Here is a 19,235-nt window from a genome sequence, read left to right on the forward strand (position 1 = left end):
TATTAATACAGCACTACATAACTTTATGTGTAACTAGCGGAGTTCTAACAATGAATAATGGAAAATACCCACTCAACTCATTAATGAAAATACTCAAGTACGGCTCGATGGGTGCCGGCCTCGCTTTAATTGCCTTATCCCAAGCAGCGTCCGCCGCTTGTACCTACACCATCGATAGCGAATGGTCCACCGGCTTTACCGCCAATATCACCCTCAAAAACGATACCGGTGCCGCCATCAATAACTGGAACGTGAATTGGCAATACTCCAGCAATCGCATGACCAGCGGCTGGAATGCCAACTTCTCCGGCACCAACCCCTACAACGCCACCAACATGAGCTGGAACGGCAGCATCGCGCCAGGACAATCCATCTCCTTCGGCCTCCAGGGCGAAAAAAATGGCAGCACCGCCGAGCGACCAACCGTCACCGGCGCCGCTTGTAACAGTGCAACCACCAGCTCTGTGGCTTCCAGCTCTTCAACACCCACCACCAGTTCATCTTCTGCATCCAGTGTGGCCTCCGCACTGCTGTTGCAAGAAGCACAAGCCGGTTTCTGCCGTGTGGATGGCACCATCGATAATAACCACACCGGCTTTACCGGCAGTGGCTTTGCCAACACCAACAATGCCCAGGGGGCAGCGGTAGTCTGGGCGATAGATGCTACCAGCAGTGGCCGTCGCACCCTGACTATCCGCTATGCCAATGGTGGAACCGCCAATCGCAATGGCTCACTGGTGATTAACGGCGGCAGCAACGGTAACTATACGGTGAGTTTGCCCACGACCGGCGCCTGGACCACCTGGCAAACCGCAACTATCGATGTGGATTTGGTACAGGGCAATAATATTGTGCAGTTGTCTGCAACAACAGCCGAAGGCTTACCCAATATAGATTCGTTAAGTGTTGTGGGTGGTACGGTCAGGGCAGGTAATTGCGGCAGTGTGAGCAGCAGCAGTTCCGTGCAATCGTCATCGTCATCGAACAGCAGTGCAGGTGCAGCAGTACCCAGTGCCGGTTGCGGTAAACCGCGCACACTGCAAAATGGTACCGTCAATATTCAAAGTGGCGGAACACAACGTTCTTACATTCTGGACGCGCCCGGTAACTACAATAACAACAAGCCTTATCGTCTGGTTATTGGTTATCACTGGCGGGGAGGCACAGCGCAAGATGTACATACCGGACAAACCGTTCAACGCGATGCATGGGCACATTACGGCATGAAAAAATTGGCAGGTGACTCCACGATTTTTGTGGCGCCACAGGGTATAGGTAACGGGTGGGGCAATGGTGGCGGTGCAGATGTCACGTTTACCGATAATATTCTTGCGCAATTAAAAACAGAATTGTGTATCGACGAGAGCCGCGTTTTTGCCAATGGATTTAGCTTCGGCGGTGGCATGTCCTACGCTATTGCCTGTGCCCGGGCAAATGTTTTCAAAGCCGTAGCAGTCTATTCGGCAGGGGTTATCAGCGGTTGTAGCGGAGGCAACAGCCCAATTGCCTACTTCGGTGCACATGGATTGGGAGATTCAGTGCTGGGCATTTCCGGTGGCCGGAGCATGCGCGATCGCTTTGTCAGAAATAACGCGTGTACCGCAATGACACCACCCGAACCCTCTGTGGGTAGCCGGTTGCACACTTGCACTTCTTACGTTTGCCCTAACAGGCAATACCCGGTGCGTTGGTGTGCATTTGATGGGGGACATGATGCGTCACCACTGGATAATGGTGTGGGCCAGAAAGGCTATACCTGGCTTGCGGATGAGGCCTGGAAGTTTTTTACACAGTTTTAATACAGCTGTGCTTATCTTGCGAGTTCTGCAAGTAACAACCTCATTGAAATAACGGTTACCGATATATTCCCACCAGTGACATTGCCCGGTTTATGACCGGGCTTTTTTATATTTACGGGCGACTCATTCGTTGAGCGACAAGTCTCCGTCACTGGATTTTTTTCGCCCTGCACGTGGGTGCGCCTTGTCGTAGACTTTTGCCAGGTGTTGGAAATCGAGGTGGGTATAGATTTGCGTGGTGGAAATATTGGCGTGCCCCAGCAGCTCTTGCACCAGGCGCAGGTCACCACTGGATTCCAGCATATGGCTCGCAAAGGAATGGCGCAGCATGTGGGGATGCACCGGATTATCCATACCCTGCTGCACACTCAATTGCTGCAGGCGCAATTGCACGGCGCGATGGCTGATACGTTTGCCGCGCTGGGTGATGAACAGCGCCGGTTCACTGGCAGGAGCGTATTGCTCACGCTGGGATAACCAGTCTTTTAATGCCGCGATGGCGACCGAGCCAACCGGTAAGGTGCGTGTTTTACTGCCCTTACCCGTGACAGTCACCATGGCATCACCCCAGTCGATATCACCGAGGTTAAGGCTGGTCACTTCGGCCAGGCGCAGCCCGGACGAGTAAATTAATTCCAGCAGGGCGCGGTCGCGCTTGTGAATAAAGTCATCACCCTCTACTGCCACAAACTGTGCGGTTTGATCCACGTCGAGTGTTTTGGGAAGTTTCTTCGGCGTTTTGGGCGCTGCTATACCATCAGCAGGGTTGATGCTCATCCAGTGATGCCTGATCGCGTATTGGAAAAACCCGCGCAGCGATGACAACCAGCGCTGCAAACTTTTGCCCGCCAATCCCTGGCGATGCAAACTGGCAACGGCCATACGCACAGCGCGTGCATCCACCTCGGTTAATTGTTGAATACCGGCATCGCGACAATAGCGCTGGAATTTTTCCAGGTCGCGGGCGTAATTGCTTTGGGTATGGGGCGAAAACTGCTTCTCGCTGCGCATGTAGGTATAAAAGGCAGCGAGCGGTTCAGCAAAAGGCAGTGGAGTCTCGTTCACAAGGCCTCCAGGCAAAAGCGATTAGCGTGGTAAATGCGGTGGCAATAAACGGTTAAGCACTTCCGCAATATAGCCCAGAAACAGCGTTCCCATGCTGGAGCGATAGTAATGCGGATCGCGATTGCCGATGGCGAGCAAACCAAAGGCACTGCCGTGCATCAGCGGTACGGTGGCAACCGATCCGATCTCACCGGCGTGCGCCCCAAAAATAAATGCCAGCTCGGCACTGCCCAGGGTGCCGCACATGGCGCGACTGTTTTTAATCAGCGGTGCAATATGCTCGCGCGCTTCGCCCATGCTCACTATCCGCGCCTGGCTGCTGGGGATTTTGTCGGGATTACCAAACAGCAGCACACTGGTGAAGTGAATGCCAAAATCCTTATCAAAACTGTAGTAGAGCGCGTCCAGCACATCGCCCATATCCTGGCCTTCAAGCAGGCTCAGCACCAGGCGCTTGGTTTTATCAAACAGCTTGTCGTTTTCGCGCGCATTGTCGAGCAATTTGCTCAGGCGATGGCGCATGTCCATGTTGCGCTCGCGCAGGATCGCCACCTGCCGCTCTACCAGGGAAACGGCCGCCCCGCTTTCGTGGGGCAGGCTCAACTCCGCCAGCAACTCTGGATGCTGCGCAAAAAAGTCCGGGTGGGCTTGCAGGTAGGCAGCAACCTGTTCCGGTTCAAGGGGGTCAGCCAGGGTGGGGAGCTTGGTATCGGTCATAACACAGGTCTTATAGTTTTATTTGTCCATGGAATACGGTCACTGCCGGGCCGGTCATGATCACCGAGTGCCCTTCACCTGGCCAGCTGATCCGCAAACTGCCACCGGGCAGGTTTACTTTAACCGTGTCGTTGAGCAGGCCGCGCAAACGGCCTGTTACGACTGCCGCACAGGCGCCAGTACCACAGGCCAGGGTTTCGCCTGCGCCGCGCTCGTAAACCCGCAGGTTGATTTCATCGCGCGATACCACCTGCAAAAAACCGGCGTTGACGCGCGCGGGAAAACGCGGGTGGTTTTCCACCAGCGGCCCCAATTGCCCGACCGGTGCGCTTTTCACATCATCCACCAGCATCACCGCATGGGGGTTGCCCATGGAAACAGCGGAAATACTGCACACTTGCCCCGCCACATCGAGCGGATAGGTAACAGCTTGCTGATCAGCCACAAAGGGAATCTTTTCCGGCAGCAGGCGCGGCACGCCCATATCGACACTGACCTGCTCGTCATCCTGCACCCGCAGTTCGATAATACCGCCGGCGGTTTCCACCCGGATCACACGCTTGCCGGTGAGCCGGCGCTCGCGCACGAACACGGCGAAACAGCGCGCGCCGTTACCGCAGTTTTCGACTTCGCTGCCATCGCAATTAAAAATCCGGTAGCGAAAATCCACATTCGGCTGCTCGGGAATTTCCACCAGCAATACCTGGTCGCAACCGACACCGAAGTGGCGGTCAGCGAGCTTGCGGATTTTCTCCGGCGTCAGGCGCACGGTTTGGCTAATGCCGTCGATGACGACGAAATCATTCCCCAAACCGTGCATTTTGCTAAAACGTATGCGCATGACTCTTTTGCCTCCACCCTTATTCGGGCAACAGGGCTTCGCCGCGAATCAAATCCTCGAAGGTTTCGCGTGCGCGCACCAGATGCATTTGGTCGCCATCGACTACCACTTCGGCAGCACGACCACGGGTGTTGTAATTGGAACTCATACTGAAACCATAGGCGCCTGCCGACATCACCGCCAGCAAGTCCCCCGGCTCAATGGCCAACTCGCGGCCCTTGCCCAGGAAGTCACCTGTTTCACAAATCGGGCCCACCAAATCCCAGGTTTTCGGAGCCTGGCCGCGCTGCTGGAGTGGGCGGATATCCTGCCAGGCCTGATAGAGTGAAGGGCGGATGTTGTCATTCATGGCCGCATCAATCACTGCAAAATTCTTGTGCTCGGTCGGTTTGAGGAACATCACCTGGGTGAGCAGAACACCGGCATTGGCCGAGATAGAGCGCCCCGGCTCAAACATCAGTGCCAGCGGGCGATCGCCCAGTTTGGCTTTGATCGCCGCCATGTATTCCGCTACCGGTGGCGGAGTCTCGTCGCGATAGGTCACCCCCAATCCCCCCCCTAAATCCAGGTGGGAGATATGAATCCCCTTGGCCGCCAGCTCATCAATCAGCAGCAGCAGGCGCTCCAGCGCATCCAGGAAAGGGGTCAGCTGGGTCAACTGGGAGCCGATATGGCAATCCAACCCCTTGATCGCCAGGCTGGGCAATTGGGCAGCGCGCGCATAGACGGCAGGGGCGCGCTCAATAGCAATACCGAATTTATTTTCCTTGAGGCCGGTGGAAATATAGGGATGGGTATTGGCGTCCACATCGGGATTGACACGCAGGGAAACATTGGCCACCTTGCCTTTGTCGGCGGCGACCTGGGCCAATAATTCCAGCTCGGCTTCGGATTCCACGTTAAAGCAGAAAATCCCTACGTCCAGCGCCCGCGCCATTTCCTGCACACTTTTACCCACACCGGAAAAAACGATGCGCGATGGATTGCCACCCGCGTACAGTACGCGCTCCAATTCACCGCCAGACACTATGTCAAAACCCGCCCCCAACTTTGCCAGCATATTGAGGATTGCCAGGTTGGAGTTGGCTTTGATGGCATAGCAAATCATGCCGGGGTGACTGCCCAGGGCTTGCGCGTAGGACAAATACTGTTGTGTAAACGCCGCACGGCTGTAGACATAACAGGGCGTGCCAAAGCGTTCAGCCACATCGCGCAGCGGTAAATCTTCGGCGTAGAGTTCACCGTTACGCTCGGTGAAATACTGCATGGGGTTACTCATGGGAATCCTGCACAAAAGCCGCAGTGCGGCGGTTAATCTTCATCGTCAGGGGATACTTGTTCCGGTGCCGGTTTATCCGATTGGGGCAGATACAGCGGACCTTTTTGACCGCAGGCCAGCAGGAGCGCACACAGGGACAACAACAGGATCAGGGGCTTCATGGCCGGCTCCCGGGAACAAATTCTGAAGGTGGAAAGCGGGGCAGTATAACCGCGCACCTGCCGGGTCACAATAAACCCGACACTATGCGCGCTACAGCCACCAGGCGATCATCGCAGGTAAAAATCCTGCGGCGGCAGGTAGTTTTCGAGCAGGTCGATGCCAATCATGGGTTCCTGGCTGACCAGGGTGAGCGTTTGGACCAGGCGCTTGAGTTGCTCTACGTTTTCTTCCCAGTAGAGCATTTCCAGCAACTGCCAGGCATCGGCAGTGAAATCAAATTCAATACCATGCCCAAGTTCATGAATAAAGAAGCGCACGAGATCGCGCACATCATCGCGCCGCTCCTGCAAACCCGGCAACAGCAAGTCAGCTGCATTATCGGCAAGCCAGGCTACCATACCCGGCGCACCCACCGCTTCGCGGCGGCTGAGGCTGAATAACAGGCGCACATCGCCCTGGGGATCGCCGGAATAGCGGCGGCGGCGCGCCACATAATCGCGCACCACCGCAAACCCCTGCTCACTGAGCGCATCCAGGTTGCGCAGAAACAAAGTACCGCCTTTGGCATAGGTATAGAGCGACTGGAGAATACTCAGCACTGCGGCGTCCTGCCATTCGCGGCAATCGGACTCAATGAAAGGCACTATATCGCTAAAGCGCTGGCAGTGGAGGCTGCGCGCCGCGATCACTTTCCCCGTGCCCTTATCACCGCGGATAACAACCGGAACATTGAGATGCGCCAGCTTTTCGATACGCTGATCCAGTTGGCGCAGCACCCTACTGTTACCAATCCAGTAAGCCTGGTCGCCATAAACGTAGATGGCGCGATAGCGGGTTTGATAGCGCTTGATAGTGCGCACTATTTCATCCGCTACCGCCTGTAAACCTTGGCTCAGCCGCGCATCCAGCGCAGCATCACCGACATGTGAGTAGTCTGTCCGTGGTTGCGCGAGCAAATAGCCCAAACGCTGTTGCTGGTAATCCACAGGTAGCGTCATTGCACGACACACATCCAGGCTGTTATCGGGCACACACATCAGATCCTGTGATGAGATGATGAACTCCTCAACCCGCCCGGCCGCTGCAATCTGGATATACTGGTCATCATTCACCAACACCAGATGGCGATATCCCTGGTGGGTGACACAGCGCAGGGTGACCGCGAGGGTCGCCAGGCCCAAACGCTCCGCCCCGGAGCGCAGCACAATTTTGGTCAGTGCAATAAAACTTTTATTGACCGGAACCCAACGTGCGCCAGCCTGGTTCAAGGTGTGAACAGCCTTGGCTACCGGTTTATGACCAGCAGAAGAGTAAAACGCAGAGCCCATGGATATAACCACCGCTTAATCCAAACCATCCAACGGGTGAATCCCGACGCAACCTATGGCAATCTATAAGCCGCCCGCGCCCTTGCCCATTACAGTGAATTACACGGCAGGCAAAATGAACTTATGGCAAGGCACGAGAAGGATCCGCTGCGCTGCACAATTAACAAGAACATCTGCTGATTACGGATACTTCATGGCTTATTTACTGGATCTAGCAAGCAACCGGCTTTTCCCCCTTGCCGCTCACCACACTTTTGGGCGTCTCGCTGCCAGTGTGGATACCTGCATTGACAGACCCTATGTATCCAAACTGCATGCCGCCATTGAATGGAACGGTAGCCACTGGCAAATCAAACACCTGGGATTAAACGGTACCTGGGTCAATGGTGTTGCGATTAACCAGGGGGAAACCCATCCCTTAAACCAGGGCGACATCATCCATATCGCCGAGCAAAGCGATCCCGGATTTGAAGTACGCGACCTCAACCCACCCATGGATATGCTCTGGCCATTAGACCAGTCCGAAGACCAGGCACAGCCAATGCCGCTGGTGCGCTACCACCTGCTGCCAGACACCCACCACCCTGAATTAGCGGTTTACTTCGACGAAATAGACCAGCAGTGGTACCGGGAACAGATCGACCGCGATGACCCGCGTATTCCGCTTGCCAATGGCGATTTGCTCGAATTCAACAACAGCCAGTGGCAATTTATCAGCGCCCAGATCTATGGGCCTACGGAAGCGCGCCTGCATACCACACGCCAGCTGGGCGATTATGATTTTGTCTTTACCCTGAGCCTGGATGAAGAGACGACCGAACTGGCCCTGCACCTGGGTTCACAGGTGATCGATTTGGGCGTGCGCACCCACCACTATCTGCTGCTGCAACTCGCTCGCCACCGCGTGGAGGACGCCGAACGCGGACTGGACAGCAAAACCCGCGGCTGGGTCTATGCCGATACCCTGGCCTCGGAACTAGGCCTGGATGGCACCCACATGAACATCCAGATTTTCCGCGCACGCAAGCAAATGGCCGACAGCCTGCCCCAGGTTCCGCTGCAACAGGGGCTGCTCGAACGGCGCGGCGGCAAGATTCGTTTTGGCTGTGACCGCTTTAAAATCTACAAAGGTGAGAAACTCACGCTAGAATCTCCGCCTGTCAGCCATACAACCCCCACCAATGCATGAACAGCTATAGCGCCAGCAATGCCCAACCCAGCCATATAGGCCACTATGAAATAGGCGCCACCCTTGGTCGTGGTGGTATGGGGTTGGTGTACCTGGCGCGCGATACCCGGCTGGGCCGGCAAGTTGCCATCAAATGCCTGCGCACCGACCTGTTCGAAGAGCATTACCGCGAGCGTTTCAAGCGCGAGGCGATGCTGCTCGCCAAGCTCAACCATCCACACATCGTGCAAATCTACGACTTTGTGGAATCACCCGACCAGCTGGCACTGGTGATGGAGTATGTCGACGGGCAAAACCTGCAAAAGCAATTGCGCGAGCAACTGGTGCCCTTTAGCCAGCGCCTGCAATGGCTGACCCAAATCGCCCAGGGCTTAGCCATCGCCCACGACGCGGGGATTATTCACCGCGACCTCAAGCCGGAAAATATCCTGATCAATAAGCGTGGCGATGCCAAAATCTCCGACCTGGGCATTGCCAAATCACAGGACTACAACGCCACCCTGACCGATCACGTTGCCGGCAGCTATTGCTCCATGTCGCCCGAACAGGCGATGGGAGAATCGATTAGTTTCAAAAGCGACCTGTTTTCGCTGGGTATCCTGGCTTACCAATTGCTGTGCGGCGCCCATCCCTTTGGCGACACCAGCAATAAACTGCAGGTTATGCAGCGGATTATTTCCCATCCACCGGTTCCACCCACCAAACACAACCCGGACCTTGCACCGGATATCATCAACCTGCTCGGACAATTGCTCAGCAAAAACCCTGACAACCGCCCGGATAACACCCACTGGGTTGCGGCGCAATTTGAACAATTAAATAAACAACACCAGGAACAACCGCTTACCCTGGACGATACCCTGGCTCTCACAGCACCGGCTCTCGCAGTACCAACCTCGGGAACCGGCTATACCCGCAGTCCTTTGCGCAATACCCAGGAACATCCGACATTTGATACGGTCTACATCAACCAGGCAGCGCTCAAACCCGGCCTTGGCTCACGCCTGAAAACCTACTGCAAAGCCAATGCAGCCAGCCTCTCCATGCTGGGGTTGGCACTGGTATTGGTCGGGGCCATCACCGCCTGGCAATTGCAGCCAAAACCACCCCAATATGTCGCGGTTATTCCACCGACATTAAGCGCAGACGGTATGCAGGAATCGCAGCAAGAGCTGGTAAAAGGCGCGGTGTATGATGCGATCCAGCAGAGTGTGATTCAGTTAGATGGGTATTATCTGATCCCGCGCATTGAAGTTGCCGACGTAAATGGCGACCTCCTGGCAGTACAAAAAGCAACAGCAGCCGACGAGCTGATTACCGCCGATATCCGTTGTCAGATTGATGCTTGTTCCATCAACCTTTCGCGCTTAAGCCCGGAATCTGGAAGTGAGCAAACACGCCTCAAAGTGGAGGACACAAAAAGTTTCGACGTACTGACCGAAGACTATTTGTGGATTGCCAATGCTGTTCAAAAAAACATAGGATGGTTCTATTCAGCAGGCGACATCTCCAGCTACACCCAGACGCAGAACCAAGACTACCGGGGGTTTCTGGAAGTATCTCAAGAATATGTGCTTCAGGGGGCATCTGATAACTTGCTGGAAAAACTGGAACAGGTTGGTAACCGTAAATCCCTGGAGGAGATAAGTACTCTCTATCGGGACATTGCCCTGGATTTACATTACGAAAATACCGAGGCCATCTACATAGAAAAGCTGACACGCTTCCTCAATGACAATACACAGAATCCCACACAAATACCGGCCCTAATCAATCAGTATTACTTGCAGCTAGCCGAGCAGCGTTTTAACGATGCAGACAACACGATTGCATCCATTTATGCTCGACAGACCGATGACGCGCTACAACTATTCCTCAAAGCCAACCTATACCAGGCCAAAAATGATTATCAGAAAGCAATTGAAACTTATCGCATTCTTGTGAAGCTCAAACCGACTGCCATCAATTACCAAAACCTGGCGATTGCCTACTGGTACTCAGGTAAACTCGACAGCGCCAAAACCAACCTGACCAAAGCCCTTTCACTCTCCCCATTGTCTTACAAAGCTAACCAGATCCGCGGAGCTATTGCCCTTTCAGAGGGTGATACGCAAAGTGCCATTGTCTCGTTTGGCAAGATTACGGATAAGCGCAAAAATCCCACCGACATTAGCAACCTGGGAATTGCCCACCTACTGGCCGGCAATCTGGACGCCGCTGCTTTGTACCTGGCACAAGCGCACCAACTGGCTCCCAATAATATCGTAATTTTGTTGAACTGGGCTGACGCGGAAAACCTGCGAGGAGAAAAGCAGCAAGCTACCGAAAAATACCTGGCTATCACTACACGGGTTAATGCCGATACACTGGACGCTAATGAATTGCGTAGCAAGGTACTCGCTCATGCCCATTTGGGTGAATTTTCGGATGCTATACGATTATTAAAACAATTGCAGAAACTTGATCAACAAAATATAGACACCCTCTATACAGCCACAATTGTCTATACCCTTGCCAATGAAGAAATCTCCGCACTAACCAATATTGAAGAGGCATTGGATAAAAAGCTCAACGCCAAGTGGTTTGATATTCCCTGGTTTGACTCGCTATGCGACCAACCCAAATTTATTAGTCTGATGAAAAACAACGGGGCACCTCAACGGTGCCCCATTTGATGATCCGTAAAGGATCGCTACTAATGAGCGAACTGTTAACGCGGACGAGTGATAATCACGCTCGGATCTTGCGACTCGTAAATCGACACCACACCCGTAGTAGCATCAGTGAATGAGGCTACAAAACCAAAGGGCACAGACTCGTAGGAATCCTGCAATGCATGGATATAAACGAGCATGCCAAAGCCATTATCAATGATGTCCAACACGATATCGTTATTGGGATCCTCATCCTGCTGATCTGTAGCTACCCCACCAAGCGCAAAACGCCAAGTACCTCCAGCTTGCTCATCCTGTTCAATGGAAATCACCAGCACTGCACGTTCCAGCTCACGCTCCAGAGCTGATTGGTTATCCGGAAAAGTCACCGTCAGGGAGGAAATATCCGTAGTGGTACCACGCTCAGCAAATATCCAATCACCGGGACCAATAGGGGTTGCCAGAGCAGGCTTCAAATTAAAGTAGCGAATAACCTGACCGCCCTGGGGCACATCAATAATCAAACTATCACTGGGATCACCCAATTTCTTCTTGGACTTTTTCAAAACAAGCTTGGAGGTTTTGGGAGCCTTTTTGGTACTTGCTTTTTTTTCGCCAGCCTTCTTTTTGTCTGCTGCCATAGTGACTATTCCTGTTACTAATGTGGGTAATGTTCCTGGTTATAAGCACTACACCCGTGTGATGACCAAACCACGGGTACAGGGCAGCAGGTTTCATCCCGGGAGCCTGCAGTAGTCGATGGGGGCTTAAAACTGGTAACGCGCAGAAACACCAACAGTGCGCGGGCGAGTGACATATTCAAACTGCCCTCTTTCACCGTAAAACTCATCGGTACGGATACCAGTAACGCCTCGCTCGTTAGCGATATTAGTCACGAATGCACCAAAGTGCCAATTACGCAGACTTACATTGATACGGGCATTGGCCGTGGTGTAAGCATCCAGGCGACTGTAATTGTAGAATTCGTCATTCAGCGCCGTATACACATCACCGATATGGCTCAGTTGCAGCGAGGCATCCAGCGCTGCTTCGCCAATGGGTTGCGCGTAGCTCACGCCGAGATTCCACTGCTGCTTCGGCGAGCCCGGCAAGCGATCACCGGAATAGGCATTTTCATAGCTACCGGTAATGGACTCCACAGTTTCTGTCAGCTCTGCCTCGGTAAAGGAATAGCCGAGATTGACGCTCCAGCGATCGCTGAGGATTGCCTTAGTTTCCAACTCCACACCCTGGCTGCGTGCATCACCGGCATTAACTGTGGCTCGGAAATCCTCGATATAGCTTTGTACCTGGATATCCTTCCAATCCATATAGAACACTGCGGCATTTACCAGCAGGCGCTGGTTAAACCACGCGGTTTTGGTACCCAACTCATAATTGAGGGCGGTGTCAGGATCGTAAGCGGCATAATCCTCTGCACCTGCCGGAACCAGGTTGGCCCCACCGCGACGATAACCTTCACTAACCAGGAAATAGGCCTGGTGCTGCTCGGTAAACCGGTAGCGCGTACTGAATTTACCCAGGGTACCGGTTTGCACATCATCGCTGGCGCTGCAGTCGAGCGGAATTTCAGTCTCGCCCTCCTCCAGTGGAAACAAGGCGTAACAGGAGTCCAGCTTATCGTCATAGCGGAAATGGCGCGCCCCCAGCGTCACCTCCCATTGCGCGGTGAGGTCATAGGACAGTTCGCCGAAGGTTGAAAATTCTTTCAGTGTTTCTGACTGGGTCGCAATGTAGTCCAGATCCAGCGGGCGATTTTCCTCCCAAAAGTCAGCAAAGCCCGGCAGGAAATCCGCTATCAGCACATCCAGGTCATCCTGGCTGTAGAAACCGCCGATCAACCAGCGCAGGGGTTGATCGTTATCCGATGCCAAACGGATTTCCGCACTGTCTTTTTTCACCTCGACATTACCGGCACCTACGCCAATAAAATCATCATAACTGGAGAAATAACCACTACCGGCGTCGTAATAGGATAGGAAAAGATCTGTCTGGTCAGAGGCCGTGACAGTTTCATAATCGTATCGATTCACACTGGCGGTTAATGTGGCCGTGTCAAATTGATACTCGGCATCAATACCGTACAAATGCCATTTTCCCTCCATAAATTGGGGGAAGCGATGGGAAGCCTGGTATTCATCGCCGGTAAACGCCTCATTGGCTGCCTGGCGATCATCCACATTCACTTTCTGGTAGTGATAACTACCCGCCAGGGAAAACGCATCCGTGGCCTGCCACAGGGCACTCAAGCGCACAGCTTCGGTTTTATCGTCATTGATGTCTTTTGTCGGCCCGGTCAAGGCATAGGGGTTATCGATAAAACCCTGGTTCTCTGTTTGGCTCAACAATAACCGCAGGCCAACAGTGTCGGTGAGCGGGCTGTTCACAACCAGGTCCGTATCGTAGTTCAGGTCATCACTTTCTGCCGTTTGGGAGATACCGGCACCCAGGCGTACATAGGATTGGCTCAGGTCAGGCTTGGCGGTGACATAGCGCACTAAACCGCCGGTGGAGGCATTGCCGTACAAGGTTCCCTGAGGTCCACGCAACACTTCTACCTGCTGTAAATCCTTGAGCGTAAATTGCGGCGGGACAAAAAAGCCCTGCAGCGGAATATTATCGACATAGGTGGCCACACTGCCGCCATCACCCCCAAAATCATTATCGCCAACCTCATCAAAACGCAGGCCGCGAATGGTAAGCGATGAGGGATTGCGAGAACCTGCATCCAATACCGTGAATCCGGGAACCTGCGCAGCAATATCCGACAGGTTATTGATTGCATCCAGGCGGGTAATCACGGTGACGGAACCAGCAACGTCCTGTAGTCGCTGGTCGCGCTTGGTGGCGGTAACAACCACTTCTTCCACCTCATTGGCCACAGCAGATGTGGCTATAGCCAACAGCGGAACCAGCAGGGCCAGGGGGCGCAGTGAATGAGAAAAGGGGTGGCGGTGTGATGGTATGGTGTTCATAGGCGCTGTTTTAATGATCCGTTTGGCGTTGACGGTATTCGCTGGGAGTCATCCCCACGAGCTTTTTGAAAAAGGTATTAAATACAGATTTGCTGTTAAAACCAACTTCCAAATAAATATCGGTAATAGTTTTAGCTTTGTTTTGCACATCGGCCAAGCGTTTTTTTGCCTCTTCGATACGATAGCCATTAATAAACTCATAAAAGTTATGGTTGAAGTGGCGATTGATCACCATGGATAAATCCTTGGCGGGCATAGCCAGCGTTTCAGCGAGCATGTCCAATGTCAGGTCCGGCTCCAGATAGGGCTTTTGCGCACGCATGGTGCTGTCGATCTTGTCGGCAAGCTCTGGATTGAGCAGTTTTTCCGGGCCCGGCTTTTTATTTGCCTCTTTTTGGCGCACCGCCTCGAAGTTGCTGAAATAGCGCATGCTGGTGAATACCAGGGTACACACCAGCATAAACAGGACGTAATAACCACTGAGGCCAATAAATTCAAAAATCCAGAGGTCGTAATGCTGGAAATCATAATTCATGAATACACCAATTAATTTGGCAAGCCCCAGGATGGACTCCATGACCGTCACTACCAGAAAACCGATCACCAACAGGCGCAGCCAGACAATATCGACCTTTTCAATATTGGAGTGAGTGGCCTTGAGCAGGTCGCGGTATTTCACGATCAGTTGCAGGCAGGCGACGCAGTAGGCCACACGCAGCAATTTGCACAACATATCAACACTGATATAGGCCGGGCTGTAGACAAATATTTCGCGGTGAATCCAATCGAGGCGGATGGCGAGTGGATAGCGGTAGAAAGCCAATAGGATAAACAGCAAAAACAACCCAACGGGCAATAGGTGCCAGGCATCGCGCGGACGCAGGTGGAAATCGCGAAACACCAGGGACTTCACATAGAAATACAAGAGCATGGCATCGACAAAGTAGGCCGAACCTCCGAGGAAATACACACTGCTCAAATGCGCACGTGCATGTAATTTGAATTCTGCTCCCCACTGCATCAACTCATGCAGGGGAATAAACGCATGCGCCACCAGAAAGGCGGCCAGAAAATAATTACTGGTGTTATTGGGTGGATTGGTAATCACCAGCAGGAGCGCAAAAAATATGCACAGCATGGCTGTCATCAGCAAAATGACATCGTGAAAATTAAATACAACCTGATTCATCCCACGCCCCTTTATTCATTATTCTTTGGTGTTTTTATGATGGTTTTATGACCGCCGGCAACGGTTAGAGAACTAACTGGCAGCAGGATACTATAAGACTTACCCGCCATAGGCTACCGCTGCACCATGATTTGGCCACAAGCCCGCGGAGGCCCGGGTTGCCTCACCTGCCCCTAACGGTGTATTCGTGCTTAGCCAAAACGCCACCGATATCACCGCCAATACCAACGTGCCCAATACCAGCACTGGCAGACCATCACCAACAGCGTCTACCTCAGCCGGGCGGCAGGAACTGGCAATCTATGTGCGCCAGGGCGGTTGGAATATCAATTGGTGGCAGTTGACCCGGCAGTAACGGCGGGTTGGAAAAACAAAAAGCCGATGCGCTGGCATCGGCTTTTTGCTTTTAACGACAGGCGTTATAACTATCGCTGTTTCCAGTAGTCCGGCTCGCGATGCAGGTTCATCACGGCCATTACCAAGAGTTCATCATTGCGCAATGTATAGATAAGCCCATAGGGAAAACGCCGCAACAGGGAGCGGCGAAAAACATCATCCAAAGGTGCCCAGGCTATTGGGTACTGCTCAGCACTATTCATTTCACAACCCTACCCAACGCCAGACTGGCCTCCAGCGCAAACGCCAATCCCAAGCCCGGTTCGCAGCTTTCATAGTAATCGACGGCAGCATTCAGTTCGGCTTCGGCATCCGGGTGGAAAGCAACCTTCATTTACCCAGGCGGCTCCAGAGTTTGTTGAAAACTCCGTCGGCTGCTACCGGTTCAACCGCTGCCTGATGTATTTCCGCCAAGCGCCGATGGGCAAGTTCAAGCCATTGCTGATCGATGGCTGATGAAGGGGGATTCAGGCTATACAGGAGGGAATCCACGATCCGCGCGCGCTCTTCTACCGGCAGCTCGTTCGCCTCGACAATCAGTTGCTGTGCATTCATAAAAACCTCCCGGATCAACACCTGCGCACACGCAGGTAATGCGCCCACTATAGCCAGTGGCTGATGCCAGTGCCAGCACCAGGGTTTCAAAGGCGGATTCCCAGCGGAAATCACTTGCTATGTGAAAAACCATAATTCATTGATTTAAAAGAAAAAACAAAAAGTTCGACTTTTCCAGCCACAATCGAACCTCCCAGTTTGCATTCCAGTGCGTTCGACTGCACCGAGTCGGACGACGGCCGTGGAGGCCAGTTCTAGATTCAGTCTCGCAGTTATCGGCAATCCGCAACTGTACTAACCATAACAACACCCAAAAGCTAATAAAAATGACGAGGATCACTCGATGAACGCATTCCCGAAAAAATTCCCTACTCCCCTGGCGCTGGCCATTGCCCTGCTCAATGCGGGACTGGCCACCACCGCCTATGCCCAGAATAACAGCAGCGAACGGCAGGCCGGTATGCTGGAAGAGGTGATAGTCACTGCCACCAAACGCGAAACCAACCTGATGGAAACGCCTATTGCCATTACCGTATTCGGCGAGGAAACCCTGGTGCGCGAGGGGATCGCCAATGTGAAGGACATGGCTAAACTGGTTCCCAATATGGATATCGCCATAGACTCCTCGCAAACCGCGCCGGTAATCACCATGCGCGGCGTGCGCTCGACCAATATCACCGAGCTGGGCGACCCGGCGGTGGGGCTGCACCTGGACGGTATCTACTCCCCCCGCCCGCAGGGCGCCATGGCGCTGATGTTTGACGTGGAGCGGGTGGAAGCCCAGCGCGGCCCGCAGGGCACCCTGTTCGGGCGCAACTCCACCGTGGGCAACGTGAATATCATTTCCAAACGCCCCAATATGGAAGAGTTTGATGCCAGCCTGGGCCTGGAACTGGGCCGCTGGAACCACCAGCAACTGCGCGGCATGGTGAATATCCCCGTGTCCGAGACCTTTGCCCTGCGCGGCTCCTTTATGACCGAGCAGCGCGACTCCTACCTCAAGGGCTACTACGACCCCAACCAGTGGGATACCCGCTACCTGCCCGATGAGGTGCGCAATGCCCCCTTGTACGAAGGCCCGGCGGAAGAACGCACCCTGATACAGCGCCGCCGCTGGTGGGAGGGTGGTGGCGATGGCATCCAGCAGATCGTCAAAGCCGACGCCAGTGATTTCTATAACAACGCCGACCAATACGCCTTCCGCGTTGCCGGCCTCTGGGAGCCCGGCGATTCGCTGTCGTGGATGCTCGCCTATGAGCGTTTCCAGGACTCCAGTGCCGGCGGTACCGATACCCTCGACTGCTCCAAGGCCAAAAAGCGCGTGTTTATGGAGAACGATGAGCCCGCGCCCCTGCAAGGCTGCGAATACGCCTATGGCCCGGGCGCCGATGAATACACCGTCCTGGTCAGCGTGCCCGGCATGCTCGACCTGAGCATCGAAAATATCCGCTCCAACCTGCGCTGGGATCTGAGCGATGACCTGGCGTTTGTGTACAACGCCGGCTGGGCCAAGCAGACCCGCACCCAGATGTCTGACCAGGATCGCGGTATTACCGACTGGGATATGTCGATTTTCTTCCGCGACGCGGCGTTTAAATCCCAATCCCACGAGCTGCAACTGCAATCCACCGGCGACGGCCGGCTCCAGTGGATTACCGGCCTGTTTTTCTTTAAGGAGAACAACGATATGCAGGGCGGCTGGATGAACTCCATGGCCAGCGCCAGCTACTGGAACCAGCCCGATCGCACCCTGTCCTCCGAGGCCATCTTTGCCCAGGGCACCTATGAGCTTACCGATGACCTGACCCTGACCCTGGGTTTCCGCCACACCCGCGATACCAAAGAGGACGTGGGCGGCCACAATATGGACTGTAACGACGCCAACCCCAACCAGCTCGACCCGACACTCAACGACGGCAAGTGCTTCCCGGCCTGGGACAGGGCCGCGTACAACAACCTGCCACGCGACTACTTCTGGAACCCGGATATCTATGTGGTCTCCAGCAATAACGACATCAAGGGCAAGTGGGATTACAACAACTACCGCCTGGGCCTGGATTACGACATTAGTGATGACACCATGGTATTTGCCTATGTGGCCAACGGCACCAAGGCCGGCGGTATCGGCGATGTGGTGGTGCAATACGAGCAGGACCCGCTCACCACCGAATACCCGGTGGACGACAACGGCGACCGCATCGTGAAACAGCGCCACGAAAACACCTACGACCCGGAAGAGGTGGTGACCTGGGAGCTGGGGGTAAAATCCGACCTGTTCAATAACTCCCTGCGCCTGAGTGCCACCGTCTTCTACAGCGACTACTCCGATATGCAGATTGCGGTAGCGCGCCCGCTGTTTGTCACCTATGCCTTTGAGCGCGATCCGCAAACCGGTGAGCTGACCGGCGAGATAGAACAGAACCCCTTCACTGTGTTCCAGACCGACAACGTGGGCGAAGCGGAAATCAAGGGGGTTGAAATCGAGTTCGATTGGGCGGTCAGCGAGAACGGCCGTTTGAGCGGTTATGTCACCTGGCTTAAAACCAAGATCGTGAGTGACTTTATCCAGCAGTGGAACTACGCCACCGTCGACCTCTACGAGATCGACCACGGCGATTCGGTCAACCCGGAAAACACCCTGCTCACCACCAACCTCAAGGGCAACGAACTGCCGGCCTCACCGGAGTTTTCCATCAACCTCAATTACAGCTACAACCTGATGTTGCGCGATGGTTCCAGCATCCTGCCCTGGATCGGTGTTAACTGGCGCGATGAAAGCTACTACAGCATCTTCAACGTGGACAAGCACCTGGACCGCTTTGCCAGCGACACCCCGGAAGCCTTCTACGACACCCGCGCGGCGGTTACCAACGTCAACCTGGGCGTCAAGTACACCGCGCCGGATGAGCAGTGGAGCCTCGAAGCCTTTGTCAACAACGCCACCAACGAGATCGACTTCTACTGGGGCGGCAGCGGCGATGGCTATATCAAAGGCCCAGTCTCCATGCCGCGCTTCTACGGTGTGCGTGCCAACTACAACTTTTGATCCCGACACACACGAGTCT

Annotated in this window: 17 protein-coding genes; 5 read left to right on the forward strand and 12 right to left on the reverse strand. The window is 54.1% G+C overall.

Annotation, left to right across the window (positions count from 1 at the left end; translation table 11 throughout):
• Positions 1 to 50: 50 nt before the first annotated feature.
• Positions 51 to 1,799, forward strand: coding sequence for a cellulose binding domain-containing protein (locus CJA_RS19195; protein WP_012488863.1), 1,749 nt, complete (start codon positions 51 to 53; stop codon positions 1,797 to 1,799).
• Positions 1,800 to 1,922: 123 nt separating this feature from the next.
• On the opposite strand, the gene xerC is transcribed toward CJA_RS19195, so the two are convergent.
• The 6 genes from xerC to CJA_RS18820 all read right to left on the reverse strand — a co-directional run bounded on the left by xerC (position 1,923) and on the right by CJA_RS18820 (position 7,191).
• A complete protein-coding gene (gene xerC / locus CJA_RS15840; protein ID WP_012488864.1) occupies positions 1,923 to 2,864 on the reverse strand; it encodes a tyrosine recombinase XerC in 942 nt (313 codons plus the stop codon).
• A gap of 21 nt (positions 2,865 to 2,885) precedes the next feature.
• Positions 2,886 to 3,581, reverse strand: a complete 696-nt coding sequence (locus CJA_RS15845) for a DUF484 family protein (RefSeq protein WP_012488865.1) — start codon at positions 3,579 to 3,581, stop codon at positions 2,886 to 2,888.
• 10 nt (positions 3,582 to 3,591) lie between these two features.
• Positions 3,592 to 4,422 (reverse strand): diaminopimelate epimerase, encoded by an 831-nt coding sequence (dapF, locus tag CJA_RS15850; protein ID WP_012488866.1) that lies wholly within the window; start codon positions 4,420 to 4,422, stop codon positions 3,592 to 3,594.
• 19 nt (positions 4,423 to 4,441) lie between these two features.
• Complete coding sequence (lysA, locus tag CJA_RS15855; protein WP_012488867.1) at positions 4,442 to 5,689, reverse strand: diaminopimelate decarboxylase; 1,248 nt, start codon at positions 5,687 to 5,689, stop codon at positions 4,442 to 4,444.
• Positions 5,690 to 5,733: 44 nt separating this feature from the next.
• Positions 5,734 to 5,862 carry an LPS translocon maturation chaperone LptM gene (gene lptM, locus CJA_RS19200; protein WP_083766887.1) on the reverse strand — a complete coding sequence of 43 codons (129 nt, stop codon included), beginning with the start codon at positions 5,860 to 5,862 and terminating at the stop codon, positions 5,734 to 5,736.
• 108 nt (positions 5,863 to 5,970) lie between these two features.
• The gene (locus CJA_RS18820; protein ID WP_012488869.1) at positions 5,971 to 7,191 is read right to left on the reverse strand and encodes an AAA-type ATPase lid domain-containing protein; all 1,221 of its coding nucleotides are present in this window, start codon (positions 7,189 to 7,191) and stop codon (positions 5,971 to 5,973) included.
• Between the two features lie 193 nt (positions 7,192 to 7,384).
• Here CJA_RS18820 and CJA_RS15870 point away from each other — a divergent pair, with 193 nt between their 5' ends.
• Together CJA_RS15870 and CJA_RS15875 are read left to right on the forward strand one after the other, a co-directional pair.
• Complete coding sequence (locus CJA_RS15870) at positions 7,385 to 8,380, forward strand: FHA domain-containing protein (RefSeq protein WP_148208904.1); 996 nt, start codon at positions 7,385 to 7,387, stop codon at positions 8,378 to 8,380.
• Positions 8,377 to 11,055: a serine/threonine-protein kinase gene (locus tag CJA_RS15875; RefSeq protein WP_012488871.1), complete on the forward strand. Its 2,679-nt coding sequence runs from the start codon at positions 8,377 to 8,379 to the stop codon at positions 11,053 to 11,055. Before CJA_RS15870 ends, CJA_RS15875 begins: the two co-directional genes overlap by 4 nt.
• 35 nt (positions 11,056 to 11,090) lie before the next feature.
• On the opposite strand, the gene CJA_RS15880 is transcribed toward CJA_RS15875, so the two are convergent.
• The 3 genes from CJA_RS15880 to CJA_RS15890 all read right to left on the reverse strand — a co-directional run bounded on the left by CJA_RS15880 (position 11,091) and on the right by CJA_RS15890 (position 15,219).
• Positions 11,091 to 11,675, reverse strand: coding sequence for a DP-EP family protein (locus CJA_RS15880; RefSeq protein ID WP_083766888.1), 585 nt, complete (start codon positions 11,673 to 11,675; stop codon positions 11,091 to 11,093).
• A 126-nt stretch (positions 11,676 to 11,801) separates the two neighbouring features.
• The gene (locus tag CJA_RS15885; RefSeq protein ID WP_012488874.1) at positions 11,802 to 14,030 is read right to left on the reverse strand and encodes a TonB-dependent receptor; all 2,229 of its coding nucleotides are present in this window, start codon (positions 14,028 to 14,030) and stop codon (positions 11,802 to 11,804) included.
• A 10-nt stretch (positions 14,031 to 14,040) separates the two neighbouring features.
• A complete protein-coding gene (locus CJA_RS15890) occupies positions 14,041 to 15,219 on the reverse strand; it encodes a helix-turn-helix domain-containing protein (protein WP_012488875.1) in 1,179 nt (392 codons plus the stop codon).
• Positions 15,220 to 15,406: 187 nt separating this feature from the next.
• On the opposite strand from CJA_RS15890, the gene CJA_RS19495 reads away from it, so the two are divergent.
• Positions 15,407 to 15,574 (forward strand): carbohydrate-binding protein, encoded by a 168-nt coding sequence (locus CJA_RS19495; protein ID WP_012488876.1) that lies wholly within the window; start codon positions 15,407 to 15,409, stop codon positions 15,572 to 15,574.
• Between the two features lie 70 nt (positions 15,575 to 15,644).
• Here the strand turns inward: CJA_RS19495 and CJA_RS19675 are convergent, their stop codons facing one another.
• From CJA_RS19675 to CJA_RS15900, 3 genes are read right to left on the reverse strand one after another with little or no spacing between them, the layout of a single operon-like run.
• Complete coding sequence (locus tag CJA_RS19675) at positions 15,645 to 15,818, reverse strand: hypothetical protein (RefSeq protein ID WP_012488877.1); 174 nt, start codon at positions 15,816 to 15,818, stop codon at positions 15,645 to 15,647.
• Positions 15,815 to 15,949: a hypothetical protein gene (locus CJA_RS19905; protein ID WP_012488878.1), complete on the reverse strand. Its 135-nt coding sequence runs from the start codon at positions 15,947 to 15,949 to the stop codon at positions 15,815 to 15,817. The genes CJA_RS19675 and CJA_RS19905 overlap by 4 nt, the downstream gene beginning before the upstream one ends.
• Positions 15,946 to 16,170, reverse strand: a complete 225-nt coding sequence (locus tag CJA_RS15900; protein WP_041551649.1) for an addiction module protein — start codon at positions 16,168 to 16,170, stop codon at positions 15,946 to 15,948. Before CJA_RS15900 ends, CJA_RS19905 begins: the two co-directional genes overlap by 4 nt.
• Positions 16,171 to 16,513: 343 nt before the next feature.
• Between CJA_RS15900 and CJA_RS15905 the strand changes: the two genes are divergently transcribed.
• Positions 16,514 to 19,216 carry a TonB-dependent receptor gene (locus CJA_RS15905; RefSeq protein WP_012488880.1) on the forward strand — a complete coding sequence of 901 codons (2,703 nt, stop codon included), beginning with the start codon at positions 16,514 to 16,516 and terminating at the stop codon, positions 19,214 to 19,216.
• Positions 19,217 to 19,235 lie beyond the last annotated feature (19 nt).

Origin of the sequence: Cellvibrio japonicus Ueda107 (assembly GCF_000019225.1) — a bacterium.
Classification (GTDB): domain Bacteria; phylum Pseudomonadota; class Gammaproteobacteria; order Pseudomonadales; family Cellvibrionaceae; genus Cellvibrio; species Cellvibrio japonicus.

Bases quoted from the DNA above. Each gene is read 5' to 3' on its own strand.
- CJA_RS19195 (WP_012488863.1), top strand. From the start codon at position 51: ATGAATAATGGAAAATACCCACTCAACTCATTAATGAAAATACTCAAG.
- CJA_RS15845 (WP_012488865.1), bottom strand. From the start codon at position 3,581: ATGACCGATACCAAGCTCCCCACCCTGGCTGACCCCCTTGAACCGGAA.
- dapF (WP_012488866.1), bottom strand. From the start codon at position 4,422: ATGCGCATACGTTTTAGCAAAATGCACGGTTTGGGGAATGATTTCGTC.
- lysA (WP_012488867.1), bottom strand. From the start codon at position 5,689: ATGCAGTATTTCACCGAGCGTAACGGTGAACTCTACGCCGAAGATTTA.
- lptM (WP_083766887.1), bottom strand. From the start codon at position 5,862: ATGAAGCCCCTGATCCTGTTGTTGTCCCTGTGTGCGCTCCTGCTGGCC.
- CJA_RS18820 (WP_012488869.1), bottom strand. From the start codon at position 7,191: ATGGGCTCTGCGTTTTACTCTTCTGCTGGTCATAAACCGGTAGCCAAG.
- CJA_RS15870 (WP_148208904.1), top strand. From the start codon at position 7,385: ATGGCTTATTTACTGGATCTAGCAAGCAACCGGCTTTTCCCCCTTGCC.
- CJA_RS15875 (WP_012488871.1), top strand. From the start codon at position 8,377: ATGAACAGCTATAGCGCCAGCAATGCCCAACCCAGCCATATAGGCCAC.
- CJA_RS15880 (WP_083766888.1), bottom strand. From the start codon at position 11,675: ATGGCAGCAGACAAAAAGAAGGCTGGCGAAAAAAAAGCAAGTACCAAA.
- CJA_RS15885 (WP_012488874.1), bottom strand. From the start codon at position 14,030: ATGAACACCATACCATCACACCGCCACCCCTTTTCTCATTCACTGCGC.
- CJA_RS15890 (WP_012488875.1), bottom strand. From the start codon at position 15,219: ATGAATCAGGTTGTATTTAATTTTCACGATGTCATTTTGCTGATGACA.
- CJA_RS19675 (WP_012488877.1), bottom strand. From the start codon at position 15,818: ATGAATAGTGCTGAGCAGTACCCAATAGCCTGGGCACCTTTGGATGAT.
- CJA_RS19905 (WP_012488878.1), bottom strand. From the start codon at position 15,949: ATGAAGGTTGCTTTCCACCCGGATGCCGAAGCCGAACTGAATGCTGCC.
- CJA_RS15900 (WP_041551649.1), bottom strand. From the start codon at position 16,170: ATGAATGCACAGCAACTGATTGTCGAGGCGAACGAGCTGCCGGTAGAA.
- CJA_RS15905 (WP_012488880.1), top strand. From the start codon at position 16,514: ATGAACGCATTCCCGAAAAAATTCCCTACTCCCCTGGCGCTGGCCATT.